This is a genomic window from Colwellia sp. Bg11-12, from assembly GCF_014076955.1.
Lineage (GTDB): Bacteria > Pseudomonadota > Gammaproteobacteria > Enterobacterales > Alteromonadaceae > Colwellia_A.
On sequence record NZ_JACGUZ010000078.1, the window covers coordinates 198,615 to 214,659 of the forward strand.

At 36.8% G+C, this 16,045-nt stretch carries 13 protein-coding genes; 12 read left to right on the forward strand and 1 reads right to left on the reverse strand.

The genetic code is table 11. The annotated features are described in order from the left end of the window. Nucleotides 1-7 precede the first annotated feature (7 nt). The 3 genes from metL (at nucleotide 8) to rluF (ending at nucleotide 4,972) form a co-directional block, all read left to right on the forward strand. Nucleotides 8-2,458, forward strand: a complete 2,451-nt coding sequence (gene metL / locus H4J39_RS15710; RefSeq protein ID WP_182229328.1) for a bifunctional aspartate kinase/homoserine dehydrogenase II — start codon at nucleotides 8-10, stop codon at nucleotides 2,456-2,458. A 168-nt stretch (nucleotides 2,459-2,626) separates the two neighbouring features. Beyond that, nucleotides 2,627-4,078, forward strand: coding sequence for a hypothetical protein (locus tag H4J39_RS15715; RefSeq protein WP_182229329.1), 1,452 nt, complete (start codon nucleotides 2,627-2,629; stop codon nucleotides 4,076-4,078). 78 nt (nucleotides 4,079-4,156) lie between these two features. Next, on the forward strand, nucleotides 4,157-4,972 hold the full coding sequence (gene rluF / locus H4J39_RS15720; RefSeq protein ID WP_182229330.1) for a 23S rRNA pseudouridine(2604) synthase RluF: 816 nt from the start codon (nucleotides 4,157-4,159) through the stop codon (nucleotides 4,970-4,972). 158 nt (nucleotides 4,973-5,130) lie between these two features. On the opposite strand, the gene fusA is transcribed toward rluF, so the two are convergent. Next, nucleotides 5,131-7,236, reverse strand: coding sequence for an elongation factor G (fusA, locus tag H4J39_RS15725; RefSeq protein ID WP_182229331.1), 2,106 nt, complete (start codon nucleotides 7,234-7,236; stop codon nucleotides 5,131-5,133). A gap of 273 nt (nucleotides 7,237-7,509) precedes the next feature. Here fusA and H4J39_RS15730 point away from each other — a divergent pair, with 273 nt between their 5' ends. The 9 genes from H4J39_RS15730 to rplC all read left to right on the forward strand — a co-directional run bounded on the left by H4J39_RS15730 (nucleotide 7,510) and on the right by rplC (nucleotide 16,032). Beyond that, on the forward strand, nucleotides 7,510-8,049 hold the full coding sequence (locus H4J39_RS15730) for an RNA polymerase sigma factor (RefSeq protein WP_182229332.1): 540 nt from the start codon (nucleotides 7,510-7,512) through the stop codon (nucleotides 8,047-8,049). Beyond that, nucleotides 8,039-8,590, forward strand: a complete 552-nt coding sequence (locus H4J39_RS15735; protein WP_182229333.1) for a hypothetical protein — start codon at nucleotides 8,039-8,041, stop codon at nucleotides 8,588-8,590. The genes H4J39_RS15730 and H4J39_RS15735 overlap by 11 nt, the downstream gene beginning before the upstream one ends. Next, nucleotides 8,574-10,148, forward strand: a complete 1,575-nt coding sequence (locus H4J39_RS15740; RefSeq protein WP_182229334.1) for a PDZ domain-containing protein — start codon at nucleotides 8,574-8,576, stop codon at nucleotides 10,146-10,148. Before H4J39_RS15735 ends, H4J39_RS15740 begins: the two co-directional genes overlap by 17 nt. A gap of 183 nt (nucleotides 10,149-10,331) precedes the next feature. Then, complete coding sequence (locus tag H4J39_RS15745) at nucleotides 10,332-11,534, forward strand: hypothetical protein (protein ID WP_182229335.1); 1,203 nt, start codon at nucleotides 10,332-10,334, stop codon at nucleotides 11,532-11,534. Between the two features lie 670 nt (nucleotides 11,535-12,204). Next, the gene (locus H4J39_RS15750) at nucleotides 12,205-12,738 is read left to right on the forward strand and encodes an RNA polymerase sigma factor (RefSeq protein WP_182229336.1); all 534 of its coding nucleotides are present in this window, start codon (nucleotides 12,205-12,207) and stop codon (nucleotides 12,736-12,738) included. Continuing rightward, nucleotides 12,728-13,276 (forward strand): hypothetical protein, encoded by a 549-nt coding sequence (locus H4J39_RS15755; RefSeq protein WP_182229337.1) that lies wholly within the window; start codon nucleotides 12,728-12,730, stop codon nucleotides 13,274-13,276. Before H4J39_RS15750 ends, H4J39_RS15755 begins: the two co-directional genes overlap by 11 nt. Continuing rightward, entirely contained in the window at nucleotides 13,260-14,852 is a 1,593-nt protein-coding gene (locus H4J39_RS15760) for a PDZ domain-containing protein (protein ID WP_182229338.1), read from the forward strand. The genes H4J39_RS15755 and H4J39_RS15760 overlap by 17 nt, the downstream gene beginning before the upstream one ends. 217 nt (nucleotides 14,853-15,069) lie before the next feature. Next, nucleotides 15,070-15,381 carry a 30S ribosomal protein S10 gene (gene rpsJ, locus H4J39_RS15765; protein WP_070375080.1) on the forward strand — a complete coding sequence of 104 codons (312 nt, stop codon included), beginning with the start codon at nucleotides 15,070-15,072 and terminating at the stop codon, nucleotides 15,379-15,381. A 12-nt stretch (nucleotides 15,382-15,393) separates the two neighbouring features. Then, complete coding sequence (gene rplC / locus H4J39_RS15770; RefSeq protein ID WP_182180561.1) at nucleotides 15,394-16,032, forward strand: 50S ribosomal protein L3; 639 nt, start codon at nucleotides 15,394-15,396, stop codon at nucleotides 16,030-16,032. The last annotated feature ends 13 nt before the right edge of the window (nucleotides 16,033-16,045 follow it).

Consider the following 16,045-nt stretch of genomic DNA (forward strand, 5'->3'; position numbering starts at 1 on the left):
AGTGAAAATGACAAAGTCAAATACAGTAGAACCGTTATCATCAGGGAATAATCAACTTGCCAAACATGCTATACATGTACATAAATTTGGTGGTAGCAGCTTAGCAACTACACAATGTATTGATCGTGTGGTTGATATTATCCGCCAAAATTGTCAGTTAGATGATTTAGTCGTTGTCTCGGCTAATGGTAATACGACGGATGACTTATTCAATATTTATGAACTCGCTGTTGAAAATAGTCAGGATCTTTTAGTCGCCATTGAGGCATTAAAACAGTCACAAAGTGTATTAATTAGTGAACTATTAAATAAGAGCAGTGCAGCTGTCTTAATTGATATTTTGTCAGATGATATAGAACAATTAACCGTTTGGTTAACAGAGCAACCGTGTCAATATCATGCTGATATGCTGGCCTATGGAGAGCTGTGGTCTGCGCGTTTATTATCTGCAGTACTGAGTGAGCAAGTGTGTCCAAGTTATTCAATTGATGCGCGTGATTTTCTAGTCATTAATAACGATAAAGACTGTGCAGTTGATAACCAAAGTAGCAGTAAACAATTTCAGCAAAATTTGCAAAAGGGAAAGTTGGCAGTCATTACTGGCTACATTACTAAAAACGCTCAAGGTAAGACCTGTACACTAGGGCGTAATGGCAGTGACTATTCAGCAACAATAATCGCATCGCTGTCAGGTGCGTTGAATGTCACGCTCTGGACTGATGTTGATGGTATATATAGTGCTGATCCTCGTGTTGTACCACTTGCTCGTAAATTACACCGTCTACCTAACGGTGTGGCAAAAGAGCTTGGTCGTTTGGGTAACCCCGTTTTACATGCAAAAACTTTACAACCGCTCACTAATCACAGTACGCATTTACATGTAGCAAGCAGTTTTGATCCCGAAATATCCGGTACAGAAATTGGTAAATTTGGTCAAATTGCTAAACAAGAACTATCAGTGACTTCACTCAATGATTTATTACTGGTGCAATCAACAAGTTTAACTGGCTCATTGGGTGAGCAGGCTAACCATGAGTTTTCTGCTATTTGCTGTGATGTTAAACAAGGTTTTATTGTTATTCACCAAGCACAACAAAAGTTTGTTAGCCAATGGTTAGCCAGTCATGATACCGAAGTGTCATTCACACCCGTTTCAATTTTAGCTATTGTTGGTCACAGTGTAGTTAACCAAGGTAATATTCAAGCGCGTTTTAAGCGTGCTCTCAAACATTCACAAGTGCTTTACGTGGTTAACTCGTTAAGTGAACATAGTATTATTGCCGTTCTTCAGCAGAGTTGTACGGGGGAGTTACTCAATAATGTTCATCATGATATGACTAAAGACGCACGTCATATAGGGGTTGTTGTAGCAGGACTTGGTAATATTGGTCAACGGTTCTTAGAGTTATTGCCTAGGCAACTCAATCGGATCCCGGCGTTAGAGAACGTACATTTAGTCGGTTTAGTTGCGTCGAATAAAGCACTTCTTAATACCGACGGTATCGATGTTGCTCGAGCGATAAAGCTTTATGAACGAGATGCTAAACCTTATGATAATGCATTATTAATGTCATGGTTGACCAATCACCCTTACGATGAATTAATTGTTGTTGATATAACACCCAGTGAACATTTTAGTCATCTATACGGAGATTTTTTTAAAGAGGGAATTCATGTCATTGGCGCAAATAAGTGGGCGGCATCTTCAAGTACTAAACAATACAATACCCTAGTAAGGACAGCGGCCGAAAATAAAAGCTTATGGTTAGGCAATACGACCGTAGGTGCAGGCTTACCGATTAATTTTGCGATTAACGATTTACTTAATAGTGGTGATCAAATCGTTGAAATATCCGGAATTTTTTCTGGAACACTCTCTTGGTTATTTGAAACTTATGACGGTAGTGTACCGTTTTCACGGTTGTTATTAGATGCACTGTCACAAGGCATTACCGAACCTGATCCACGTGAAGATTTATCGGGGCGAGACGTACAACGAAAATTACTGATATTAGCGCGTATGGCTGGTTTTGAATTATCACTTGAAGATATTGAGTGTCAAAACCTAGTACCTGAAGCACTACAAGATCTATCAATAAAAGATTTTTTAGCAAAAGCAGATCAATTAGATACTTATTTTGCTGAACAGTTAGCGCAAGCGTCGGCAAAGCAATCGTGTATTCGTTATATTGCAAAGTTTGCTGTAAATGAACAAGGTAAATCAACAGCTAAGGTTTATTTAGCCGTTTTACCCAATAATAACGCATTTGCTCGTTTAACACCGTGCGATAATATATTTTTAATAAGAAGTCTTTGGTATCAAGATAACCCACTTATTATCCAAGGACCTGGTGCAGGACGTGATGTTACCGCTGGTGGCTTACACTCAGATTTAGTTAGTATCTGTCAACAATTGGCAGGTAAAAAACACCAAGTTAAAATTAAAGGTTTAAGTTAGATACACCATTAGCTTAATAATCGAAATTTAAATTTAAAAAGCATAGCCTTATACGTTATGCTTTTTTATTATCTAAAGTATACGAAATACTTGTTTCCGTAGTATTATTAACTAGCATCTAGTTAATAAAAATTTTAATACACTTATTAAGGCTCAGTTTTATTTTTTATGGCAAATAAAAGTAACAGCGATACAAACTTTACCGCACAAGTAAAAAGCCTTTTAACAAGGATATACGGACGTAGCCAGCTAAACGATTCAGTACTCGAGCGTGCGATTGAATATTATGAAAAACAACCCTTTATTCAACATAAGCTCGATGAACTTCAAAATAATATTGAAAAGATAACGGCCCAAGTCCCTAGCGATAAAACTAAACAACAACGGGTTCGGTTAGAGCGAGAGGAACGTGCCTATCAGGAAGAATTGAAGTTTGAACGTAATGAGCGTCATCAGCATTTATTTTTGCTGTGTAAAGAAATTATCAGTTTATGCGAAGGTGATAGTTTTGAGGAAAGTAATCGTAAATCAGGGCAGTTGTTAGGTACTATCCAATTAGTTAGCCCTACCCAAGGTAAAAAAGTCGCTTTATTCAATGAGCAGAACAAGCCTCTTTATAAAAGTGTGCTGTGTTTACGTTTACTCGACAAATTATGTATAGATAAAAATATTGTTGAACCATACATTAAAGTTGCCTTGGGTAATATATCTTCAGAACAATATAAAACTTTTTCACAAGACAAACCCAAAGCGTATCAGGCTTTTGTTGAAAAGGTTAAAATTCCTTTAATAATGGCGTCATTATTACAAGATATGGGTAATAACCACCCTGAAGCTATAGCTATTTTGTATGGCGAAAAAAATGAAAAAGATCCTCACAGAACATTACCGATAGAAGAACGAAAAGCATTATTACAAATTAACTACCGGGAAACAGTAAAATACCTTGTAGATGGTATTGGCGCGTCTATTTATATAGGTAACTCAAAAACAGATCGTGATAAATACAATGCTCTTGAACACAAAAAATTATTATTTATTAAGCACTTGTTAAAAAGCGCCGTGAATCCAAAACAGGGGATTGGCAATTTACTTAAAGTGCCACAAATCTATAGTTCAATAATCTTGTCGACCAAAGATAGCTATAACTACAAATTATTACCAAAAGTTTATCATGTCTTAAACCAGAATGCAGAGCGCGGTGCTTGTAGCCAGATAGTTGTTGATGCACTCGCTCAAATCACAGGCCATTTCCCTCAAGGTTATGGTGTTACCTATATTCCGGTAGAACAAGATATGGCTGACCGCTATGAATATGCGGTAGTCAGTCAGCTTTACCCTAATGATCCTGAAAATCCTATTTGTCGAACGGCAACGCGTAATTTAGCTTTCATATCCCATGGACAAGAGGTTGTGCTCAAAAAGTCTAATAATTTGTATTATACAGAAACAGCAAAAAGTTTTTCTAGCATCAGCAAAGAACGGCTCCATGAAATATTAGAGCTTTTAGTGTCAAATTATCATGAACGTAAGAAATTAGACTTAATTCCACGCTGTTGGGAGCCCGGAGAGTTCTTTGCTATAAAGATTAACCAAAACCTGTGGAATAAAGCTAAATAATAATAAAGCTTTTATCAATGTCTGTAAAAGTTCAGGTAAAATACATATTCACTACTTTGTACTATTTTGGAATATCTCGTGAGCGATCAAGAAAAAAGACTCAACAAATTTATCAGTGAATCAGGTTATTGCTCGCGTCGAGGTGCTGATAAGCTGATTGAAGAAAACCGAGTTACCATTAACGGCAAAAGCCCTGAATTAGGTACTAAAGTACAGCCAGGTGATGTTGTTTTTGTTGATGGTAAACAAGTCGGTGCAATGCCTACCAATAAATCAGACAGGGTTTATATTGCTTACAACAAACCTATTGGCATCACTTGTACAACTGAACTAAATGTCAGGGGTAATATTATTGATGCTATTGGTCACCAAGAAAGAATTTTCCCTATTGGTCGTTTAGACAAACCATCAGAAGGATTAATTTTTCTTACCAGTGATGGAGATATTGTTAATAAAATTTTACGCGCTGAAAATGCACACGATAAAGAGTATATTGTGACCGTTGATAAACCTATCAGTGAGCGTTTTATTCTGCGTATGTCTAAAGGTGTGCCTATTCTTGGTACTATTACAAAACCTTGTATTGTTAAAGTTCACAGCAAATTTGAATTTCGCATTATTCTTACGCAAGGCTTGAATCGCCAAATTCGCCGCATGTGTGAATATTTAGATTATGAAGTATTGAAACTCAAACGTTCACGTATTATGACCGTTGAACTGGGCGACTTAAAGTCAGGCCAATGGCGAAATTTAACGAAAGAAGAAATGACCGAAATAAATGCTGCGGTAGCGACGTCAACGAAAACAGCCTTACCAAAAGAAGCTGATGAATCTGCAGATCCCTGGGCTACTGTTATAGCAGTCACGGATATAGAAAATGATACGGATATCTAATAATTATACTAAGTTTATCCCTTTTGCCTCATGAGAAAATAGAACCACTCATTAATTAAACGGATATTATAAAATTTAAATCGTTGATTATCTGTAATATTAAGACAATAAAAAAGGACGCCGAAGCGTCCTTTTTTGTTTTAGTACTTTAATGCTTACTATTTTCTAGCGGCATCTTTAGCTGCTTTAGCTGCTTTTACTTCAGCGATAACAACTTCTGCTACGTTGTTAGGACAAGGCATGTAGTGAGAGAATTCCATTGAGAATTGACCACGACCTGATGTCATTGTACGTAACGTTCCGATGTAACCGAACATTTCTGAAAGAGGAACGTCAGCTTTAATACGAACACCAGAAACACCCGCGTCTTGACCTGCGATCATGCCACGACGACGGTTTAAATCACCAATAACATCACCAACGTGATCATCAGGCGTAAACACATCAACTTTCATGATAGGTTCAATTAACTGTGCACCAGCTTTTGGAATTGATTGACGGAAAGCACCACGAGCAGCTAATTCAAATGCAACAGCAGATGAATCGACAGCATGGAAGCCACCATCGTATAATTCAATTTCAACGTCAAGTACAGGGAAGCCAGCAAGAACACCAGTATCCATCATGCCTTTGAAGCCTTTCTCGATTGCTGGGAAGAATTCTTTAGGAACATTACCACCAACAACAACAGAGCTGAATACGAAACCAGAACCAGGTTCGCCAGGCTTGATACGGTAATCAATTTTACCGAACTGACCAGAACCACCAGATTGTTTCTTATGTGTGTAAGAGTCTTCAATTGCCGTTGTGATTGTTTCACGGTAGGCAACTTGTGGCTTACCAACTTCTAATTCAACACCGTAAGTACGCTTTAGAATATCTACTTTGATATCTAAGTGAAGCTCACCCATGCCAGATAAAATTGTTTCGCCTGAATCGATATCAGTTTCAACTTTAAAAGTAGGATCTTCTGCAACCATTTTACCGATAGCAAGACCCATTTTCTCAGTTGAACCTTTATCTTTAGGTGTTACAGAGATAGAAATTACCGGCTTAGGGAATACCATAGCTTCTAGAACGATAGGGTGTTTTGGATCACATAATGTGTGACCTGTTTGAACATTACTTTTCATACCAACAATCGCGATGATATCACCAGCTTGTGCTGAAGTAAGTTCGTTACGGTCATCAGCTTGCATTTCACACATACGTCCAACACGCTCAGTTTTACCTGTAGCAGCATTAAGAATCGTATCGCCTTTCTTCAAAGTACCTGAATAGATACGTACGAAAGTTAATGTACCAAAACGGTCATCAGTGATTTTGAATGCTAACGCTTTGAAGGTTTCTTCTGCAGAAACGATTGCGAATTCGCCGTTAGGTGTACCTTCTTCATCAGTAAGAGGTTGTGGATTAACATCTGTAGGTGAAGGCAAGTAATCAACAACAGCATCAAGAATTAATTGAATACCTTTGTTTTTAAATGCAGATGCACCGTAAGTTGGGAAGAAAGTCATATCACGAGTACCAGTACGGATACACGCTTTGATTTGTTCTGTAGTAGGAACCATTTCCCCTTCTAAGAACTCCATCAACATATCTTCATCAACTTCTAAAGCTGTTTCAATTAACTGTACACGGTACTCAGCAGCTTTTTCTACCATATCAGCTGGGATATCGGTAATTTCATAGTTTTCTGGAAGACCTGTGTCATCCCAGATGTAAGCTTTTTCGCTAAGAAGATCTACAACACCAACAAAATCATCTTCTTCACCAATAGGTAAAGTCATAATAAGTGGTGTAGCACCTAGAACGTTTTTAACTTGCTTACAAACGCGGTAGAAATCAGCGCCTAAACGGTCAAGTTTGTTAATCATGATAATACGAGCAACTTTTGAGTCGTTCGCGTAACGCCAGTTAGTTTCTGATTGCGGTTCAACACCACCAGAACCACAGAACACACCGATACCACCATCAAGTACTTTAAGTGAACGGTAAACTTCAACAGTGAAATCAACGTGACCAGGAGTATCGATGACATTGAAACGGTGATCGTTCCAAAAACAGCTTACCGCAGCAGACTGGATGGTAATACCGCGCTCAGCTTCTTGTTCCATGAAGTCAGTCGTAGATTCACCATCATGTACTTCACCAGTTTTATGGATCTGACCGGTTAATTTAAGGATACGTTCAGTTGTTGTGGTTTTACCCGCATCAACGTGAGCGAAGATACCAATGTTTCTGTATTTAGATAAATCTGCCATTACTTTACTCTATTTAAGTCGCTACTAAAAAAGCGGAATTATTGAAAATTTGCGCGCGAGTATACCATTACTTTATCTAAATCTGTATAGATAATGAAAAAAAATTGTACAAAGAGTATTTATTTGGATTTGGATTATGGCTATATATTTCGAATTAATGTTACCTCTATATAAGTAGAACTTTAAAAAGGTTAACTTTTATAAAATATATGCGACCCTTCATGGACAAGCGTTGTTATATAAATATAAGAAAAATAAAGGGGTAAACTTTTGGTGCAATGGAATGAATCGCTTGTCGATAAAATGAAAGCCGGAGATCAAGATGCATTGGAACAATGCTATCGACAGCTATCTCCCCTTATTTATACGGCAATTTTTAATATATGTCGTGATCAAGGCAATGCTAATGACTTATTGCAAGATACCTTTATTGCCGCATTTGAAAAAATTCACAGCTACACATCTGGACCACAATTGTTTCCGGCTTGGATAAAACGTATTGCCTTTAACCATACTTTTAATTTTTTGAAAAAACATAAATTAACCGTTATCGGTATAGAAAATGAAAACCAAATAACGTCAACAGACTTTTCAATAGAAATACTACACGAACAGCATAATTTTTTAAGTGCCTTATTACTGAAAATTTCAGAAAAAGAACGTTTGATTATTTGGTTGTATGTTGTTGAACAATATAGCCATGAAGAAATTGGAAATATTGTGAAGAAAAGCCCCAGTTATTCGAAGTCAGTAGTTTCAAGATGTTTAAAAAAGTTAAGAGCAAAGCAAGAGATTAAAAATTATGCATATTAATTTACAGCAAACTTATGATAAATATACCGAAGCAGAGCGCTTACATGTACAAGAGTGTGAACAATGCCAAGAAGATATTAAGTTGTTAGAGCAATTAAAAGCTTCTGCGAATGTGATGCCGGTAATAATACCAGAAGCATCGAATTGGCAAGCTATTAGAAGGCACACTATTGATAAAAAATCAGTCGCCATTCCGCGAAAAATTAAAAGGGCTAGACCCTATTTTTTTCAACAATTTATTGGCATTGCCGCTTCCACCTTTTTTATTGCAGTAGGTTGGTTAGTTTGGAGTAACTATCAGTTACAGAGCCAGTTAGAACAAGTGCTAATGGTTAATCAATCGTTAGAATTACAATTATTCGACAATGCGACCCCAACATTTCATCAAGCAGGTGTTTTGAACAAGGTAAGGAATATCGAATTAAAACTTTCTCAATCAACGAATGCTCAAGAAAAATTAATTTTACTGAATAAAAGAAAGTTACTAATTCAGGAAATTGTAAATATACAAAAGGAAAATAACGATGCAATATCAATCTAGACTATATAAAAAATCATTATTAGTAATTAGTGCTCTGATTTTTTCATTGAATATACACGCCAACGAATGTGCGGCAGTTAAAATAACTTCAGCAAATCCTCAAGAGCATGATGTCGTTTATGAATTAGTGGGGCACAACGGGGCATTTGCAGAAGGGCATAATAAACATTCTTATTTCAATGCCGTACTTGATGGAACTAAAGAGTATTACTTAGCCCCTGGTCTACATACACTGACTTTCAATCAATGGGATAAACGTTACTATCAACGATTTAAAAGGGGGCTGCAACCGCGTTTTGAGAGAACCGTGCCCAGCTCTATTCAAATGATTGTAGAGAAAAATAAAAGGTACAATGTTGCTGCTAAGTCATCAGGCAAAGATAATCTCCCTATTTTTAGTATTGAATCTATTGAGGACATAAGCAGCGACTTATGTGATGAAGACAAAGTAACTTATATAGCATCAACTAAGGCGCGCGAGATCCAACTTAATAACAACCTTGATTACAAACTGAAGCATCTAATGGCAAAAATGAAAACCATTCAGGAGAATAATTTATTCCCATTAGAGTTTAATTGGTCGTTTGGGGCCGTATTTGACACTAATCAAAATAGTTTTAAAACACTCGCCGTCTTTCCATACTCTTTTGCGAGCAAATTAAAACTAACCAGTGGCGACAAAATACTTGAAATTAATGGTGTCGATGTCAAAAGTATAACTTCGGATCCTTATAGTGTTCTTTATGGCTTGTTAGGAGAGTTAGAGTTAGGTCATGACGTAAACATGACTATTTCAAGAGCAGGAAAACAGCATAAGTTGTCAAATAAATATTTACCAGCAATTGTCCCAAGCGTGAACTATAAAACAACCAATTTAGATACAGTACTGCCGTTAACTAATGCTAGTGCTTTACCTGAAAGCATTAAATATCAATATAATAATTTGATGGTGGAAATAGCGGAATATGCCAAAAATAATGATCTGGATGATACTGCGATTATGATAAAAAGCCCTGAGAAATATGATGTTTCTTTTGGTATTACAGGAAAAAATACAACGATAGGCAACAAATCAGCGTTTATGGTGATGCGTATTACTGAAAATAGTCCAGCTGAAAACTTACACTTAAAGCAAGGAGATATGATTGTTTCTATTAATGAACAAGAATTTACCGGTGCTGCATCGGTTATTCTAGCGAGTAATATTAGAGCCCTAGAGAAAAATAAAGTATATACAGTGTCTATTTTACGTAGTGGTATTAAACAGGTTTTAACGGGGATATATACACCAATACTATTTCCTAAATTTGAAATGACTGTAGATTTAGCCGAGAGAAGCTTAGCGTTAAACGCTTTATTTGATTTAGCGAATAATCCTATGGAATTTACCAAGGAACGCAAGTTGCGTTATAACTATGGAATTGAATTATATGACTACAGTTCGAGTACGTTAAGAACTCCGAGAAGTCATCGTTCTGATGCAAGCTGGAGATCAAGTTCAAAACCAAGTTCGCCATCAAAATCGAGTTCGAGTTCAAAATCTTCATCAAAGAATTAAGGTTTAACGCTGCTTGAGTTAATAACTCAGGCAGCATTCTAAAACCGAATTAACCAACGATTTATCAGAAATATAGTTCCAAACTAAGAGCCATTATTAATCAATATTATTAACAAATATTGACTTAATTAAGCGGTAATGGCTAAACCTATGAACGTATTCAGTTAAAATAAAGGATTACAGATGAATAAATACAGATTGGCAAAATCAGCATTAGTTGCATTGATTCCAGCCTTGCTGCTACAAACAGTATATGCAGCAGATTGTGCATCAGTTAGTTTGGCGAGTGGTGAAATCTCTGGAAATAAAGTTATCTTAGAATTACTGGGAACTAATGGTAAAGCGGTCCCTCAACCTAAGAAATATCAAAAAACGCTCAAAGGAGACCATGCATACTTTCTTGCTCCTGGTACGCATACCTTGATTTTAAATCAATGGGATAAACGTGATTTTATTTCATATCATAAAAGTTTACGTAGAGGAGTAACGGCAAGTAATCCACCTGTGCCATTGCAGTCTGCAGTTACTATGCAAGTATTGGCTAATCAACATTATCAGTTATCTGTGAGTGAAATGGGACTTGGTTCTGTAATCGAAATTAAGGAACAAGACAGTAAAGAGTGCGAAGGGATATTCATTGCAAAAGCAAAAACTAATTATCCTGAATTACTTGCGGTAGACCTACCCGAAAATCTTCAGCAGCAGCTAACGTCAATGATGCATAGCCTTACCGTCTTTCATCAACAAACAGCTGACAAGCGTGATGATACTAATGTTCAATCTCGTAAGCTAAACGAACATTTTGGCACTGTGTTGGCAAGAGATTTTGTCGGTGAGAATATAAAGGTAGATAAAGTGATAAGCCATTCACTTGCAGCCGGCGTTAATATTAAGGCAGGAGACTTAATTATTAAATTGGGAGAAGAAATATTTAATACGGCGAGTAATACACCCAGCCAAGTAATAAATAATTACTTGAAAGGGCGTGCCTATGGTGAACAAATATCTCTAGACATCCTTCGTGCAGGGAAAGCAATGAAGCTCACTGGCCGTTATATCCCAGTGGTTGTCCCTGAAGCATCTTACACCATTGTTAAAGGCTCAATGAATGATGTTATTAATCAAACAATATTACCTGCACAACTAGCCTTCGAATTTGACCAGTTTTTGTTAGCAATGAACAATTATTACCAACAAATGGGGCAAGGTAATAAAATCGTCATTGTTAAAGAACCAATATTTCAACTCTCAATAAATTTGGCTTCTGTAGAGAATGCGCAAAAAGAAATGTTGAAAGCGAGCATTGAAGGAAAGGGCAGTTATCATAAATTAAGGAGTAGAGAATCGAGAAGTTCAGGCGTTCTTAATTATAATATGGGGGGGTAGAGTCTTAACATCATCGACTTTAAATAAGTCATTATATATCTCAACTTAATGAATAACATGCAGTGAACGCTGAGCATTACAAATAACTTAATATGCACACAAGTAGCTAACAATAAAGCTGAAAATACTTTAACAATGTAATGTAGCACCTTCAGGATAATTTATCTTTAGGTGCTACAGAGCCTCAACCTATCCTCTGTGAATAAAAGTTACGTCTATCTACGTTAACTCATATCATAAACTGCATAATACCCACACCAATTGTAAATATAAAATCATATTTCTCCGTTATATTTATCGGTAATAAGACGGTTGAAAAAGGATCCATGTCGGTAAGTTTGCACTTTATTTATATGATGCTTTGAATCAGCGTCACTTAACCCTTTCTCTATAAATAAAAAGAAAAATCAAAAAGTTTACCATTCTTTGCGACCATTTATTGTTGACAGATGTATTACTAAGTATGAAAGGATAAGGATAGAAATCAATGCAAGGTAAAAAGCTTAAGATAAACTAAGTGACTTATTAAAATATCATATTATACCGTATCGATATGATAGACCGCCGGTGCTAACGCTGGTAATTGCGTTGTAAGTTGTCAAGTCAATGAAAGCACACTTTATCAATAATAGGGGCACACACATTGAAGAAAAGGGATTTGGAGGAGTAGATGTTAAAAATTGAAGTTTTATCAGGAATGTTAGCCGGTGAGAATGAGGCTTTTGAAAAGTGTTATCGGCTTTTCTCCCCTGCACTTTATGGTTTTATTATTAGGATTTGCCGAGATGAATCTACCGCTAATGATTTATTGCAAGATACATTTGTGGACGCTTTTAATTCAATAGGATCGTTTGATAAGAATCGCTGCTTTGCTTCATGGATAAAGAGGATCGGTTTTAATAATACCTTAAATAATATTAAGAAAGTAAAAAGACAACAAGAGGTGTTTTCACAATTAACTTACCTTTTTACTGATGGCAGCTATGTAAATAATGAAGCAGAAAATCAAAACTTATTAGATAACTTATTAGCACAAATAACGGAGACTGAGAGAATGGTTTTATGGTTGTCAGTGGTTGAGCAATATAAGCATGGTGAAATAGGGCGTATATTCAATAAAACCGCGAGCTTTTCAAAATCTACGCTTTCACGCACCTTAAAAAAGTTAAAAATAAAATCTGAGGCTAAAAAATATGCAGGATAATAAAATTCAAAGTGCAGATTTACTAACACCTGCAGACGAAGTTCATGTGAGGGAAATTACTGACAATGAAGATGAGCGAGTTAAGATGTCAGCCTTAATACAATCTTCTAAAATGTCTGCAGTTAGCGTCCCTAATGAAATTAACTGGCTTAAAATTCAAGGCCGTATTCAACCGATAATTGCAGCTCCACATCCCGTTAAAGAGCCAACTGTCGTGCCTTTTTACATTAAATCTTTTGCTGTCGCTGCATCAACAATCTTTTTAGCAATGGGCTGGCTAGTTTTTAGCAATTATCAATTACACAATCAATTAGAACAAGTGTTATTAACAAATCAACAATTAGAATCAAAACTTATAAATCCTAAAGTCACTACCTATGAACAAGTGTTTTTTGTTCAAAAATTAAATGATATTGATAAAAAATTACAAAATATTAGCTCTTTAGAGCAAAAAGTAACACTTCTTCAAAAGCGAAGTGTTCTTATTTTAGAGCTCTATAAAACACAACAGGGAGTCAGCGATGTATTCAGTATATAAAAGTCATAAATTTGTATTAGGTTTAGTTTTGTTATTGGGGATAACGACGCATACAGTTTCAGCTAAGGAGTGTTCATCTTTACAACTAAAACAGACCGAAATAGAAGGTGAAACTTACCTCTCAAGAATAAGACTTAGCAATGGTTTGATGTTAGAGAGTGAAATTAAAAAGTATACAAGTGGTCTCAGCACTAGAACACTTCGTACCGGTCTTATTGGTGGAGATGAATTAAGGACGCTAAACGGCAGTAAACTCTATTATTTAGAACCAGGTGAACACAGCGTAACAGTGGAACTATGGAAAAAGGACGATTTGGAGAAGTATTACACAGATTTTATGCGTGGAACCGATAGCCCTAAATCACCTGAACGCTTATCAACCTTTAGATTGAGAGTAGAAGATAATAATGCATATCAGGTGGTTTTTAGTCTCGATGGTCAGGTAACACTCAGTGCAGAAAAGTCATTATGCGTATTAGACAATAATTATATTCTTGGAGCTATCACGAGCAAAGTTGATGAGATTAAAAGTAGTGAAAAATTGCCGCCTGAACTTGAAAAACGCCTAAGGGTGGTGATGAATAAACTCTTTGATAATGTGCAACCTTTAGGTCTTATTAATAGTGAAGTAAGTCAATATTTTGGTGCGGTTAAAGACGACAATTATAAAGACAAAGACGGCGGGGTAAGATTACTAAGCGTTTTGCCTTTTTCATTAGCTCATAAACTGGGATTACTTAGCGGAGATGTAATAGTAAGTTACGGCGATCCTGCTTATAGCAACTTAACAGAATTACTGACGGCACTTGACTATAAAAAAGAAATGAAACTTGAGGTCTTAAGAAATAGTTCATTAGTTGCGCTTAACATGGTGTATGAGCCTGTTGTTGTGCCACAAGTAACCTATGGTCGCGATAAAGACGATATTCAAAAAACACTTATTGAAGGGGTAGAGTTTGATCATGAATTACAGTTTGAATATGAACGACTTATGCTTGAAATTACAGAATACTATCGAAATAAAAATTACAAAGGTCGGCTCAACATAGTAAGAGACAATACCTTAAACGAACAATTTGGTCTTATAGGTACATTAGACAAAATCTCAGGTTCAAAATATAGCATTGTTGTTGATGAAGTCTTGCCTCATAGTGCAGCTAAGGCTATAGGACTTAAAGTTGGTGATATAATAGTATCAGTGAATGATAAAGTAATGAACACACAATATATTACGCATATTAATGAAACGTTAAAAAATCTAGCAGTAGGGGAAGAGTATACTATAGCTATAGAACGCCAAGGTAAAAGTATAGCTTTGACCGAGAAATTTACAGCAAGTGCTTTTTTATCTTTCAATTTAATAATAGAACTCGACTCTGTGGACACCTATTACGCTAACTTAGCTTCGATAAAAAGTGTGAACAAAGATGTTAAAGATTTCACACAGTTACTTAGGAACAGCCAGGGAAATCGGAGTTCTCCTACAAGTAGCAGGATTTCCGGGAAGGGGCCGTCTTCACCTTGGCAATCGAGTAACAAGAGATCAGGAAAAGAAAGCAAAAGCTCAGGAAAATAGTTAACGAATATCTTTGTCTTGCTAAATATTTTTGCTTATGTATAATACGCATCCGCACATAGCTCAGGCTTTGTGCGGATTTCTACTTATGCCAACATGGATAAGTACTACAGCAGCTCCGATAGGGAGTTGAATGTTATTAGCGATACACCCCCCTTTTACATATAAAAGGTGATGGGATGTATTTTGTTGTTCTTTAAAAATGGGGATTTGATTAATGTCAAATCAAAGAATTCGCATTCGTTTGAAAGCGTTCGATCATCGTTTGATTGATCAATCAACAGCTGAAATCGTAGATACTGCAAAACGCACTGGTGCACAGGTTCGTGGTCCAATTCCACTTCCTACACGTAAAGAGCGTTTTACTATCTTGACTTCTCCACACGTTAACAAAGATGCGCGAGATCAGTACGAAATTCGTACTCACAAACGCATGATTGATATCGTAGAGCCAACTGAAAAGACTGTAGACGCATTAATGCGTTTAGATCTTGCAGCTGGCGTTGACGTTCAAATCAGCTTGGGTTAAGGGGTTTTAACAATGACTATTGGTCTAGTTGGACGTAAAGTAGGCATGACTCGTATCTTCACTGAAGATGGCGTATCAACACCTGTAACCGTTCTAGAAGTTGAAGCCAACCGTATTTCTCAAGTGAAAACTTTAGAAACTGACGGTTACTCAGCGCTTCAAGTTACAACAGGTAGCCGCAAGGCTAGCCGTGTTACAAAACCAGCAGCGGGTCATTTCGCTAAAGCTGGCGTTCAAGCAGGCCGTGGCCTGTGGGAATTCCGCTTAAACGAAAATGAAGGCGAAGGTTTAGAGTTGGGCAGTGAATTAACTGTTTCAATTTTCGATGACATAAAATTAGTAGACGTAACTGGCACGTCAAAAGGTAAAGGTTTCCAAGGCGGTATTAAGCGCTGGAACTTTACTATGCAACATGCCACTCATGGTGTTTCTTTATCACATCGTTCTAACGGTTCGTTAGGTCAGTGTCAAACACCAGGTCGCGTTTTCAAAGGTAAGAAAATGTCTGGTCACATGGGTTCTGTGCGTTGTACTACACAAAACCTTGAATTGGTTCGCGTTGACGCAGAACGTAACTTGCTCCTTATTAAAGGTGCGGTTCCGGGTGCAATCAACGGTAACGTAATCATCAAACCAGCTGTTAAAGCCTAGTCCGGGAGATTCG

Coding starts and splice junctions, on each gene's coding strand:
- H4J39_RS15745 (WP_182229335.1), top strand. CDS start 10,332: ATGAATAAATACAGATTGGCAAAATCAGCATTAGTTGCATTGATTCCA.
- H4J39_RS15740 (WP_182229334.1), top strand. CDS start 8,574: ATGCAATATCAATCTAGACTATATAAAAAATCATTATTAGTAATTAGT.
- H4J39_RS15715 (WP_182229329.1), top strand. CDS start 2,627: ATGGCAAATAAAAGTAACAGCGATACAAACTTTACCGCACAAGTAAAA.
- H4J39_RS15735 (WP_182229333.1), top strand. CDS start 8,039: ATGCATATTAATTTACAGCAAACTTATGATAAATATACCGAAGCAGAG.
- metL (WP_182229328.1), top strand. CDS start 8: ATGACAAAGTCAAATACAGTAGAACCGTTATCATCAGGGAATAATCAA.
- H4J39_RS15760 (WP_182229338.1), top strand. CDS start 13,260: ATGTATTCAGTATATAAAAGTCATAAATTTGTATTAGGTTTAGTTTTG.
- rplC (WP_182180561.1), top strand. CDS start 15,394: ATGACTATTGGTCTAGTTGGACGTAAAGTAGGCATGACTCGTATCTTC.
- H4J39_RS15755 (WP_182229337.1), top strand. CDS start 12,728: ATGCAGGATAATAAAATTCAAAGTGCAGATTTACTAACACCTGCAGAC.
- rpsJ (WP_070375080.1), top strand. CDS start 15,070: ATGTCAAATCAAAGAATTCGCATTCGTTTGAAAGCGTTCGATCATCGT.
- fusA (WP_182229331.1), bottom strand. CDS start 7,236: ATGGCAGATTTATCTAAATACAGAAACATTGGTATCTTCGCTCACGTT.
- H4J39_RS15750 (WP_182229336.1), top strand. CDS start 12,205: ATGTTAAAAATTGAAGTTTTATCAGGAATGTTAGCCGGTGAGAATGAG.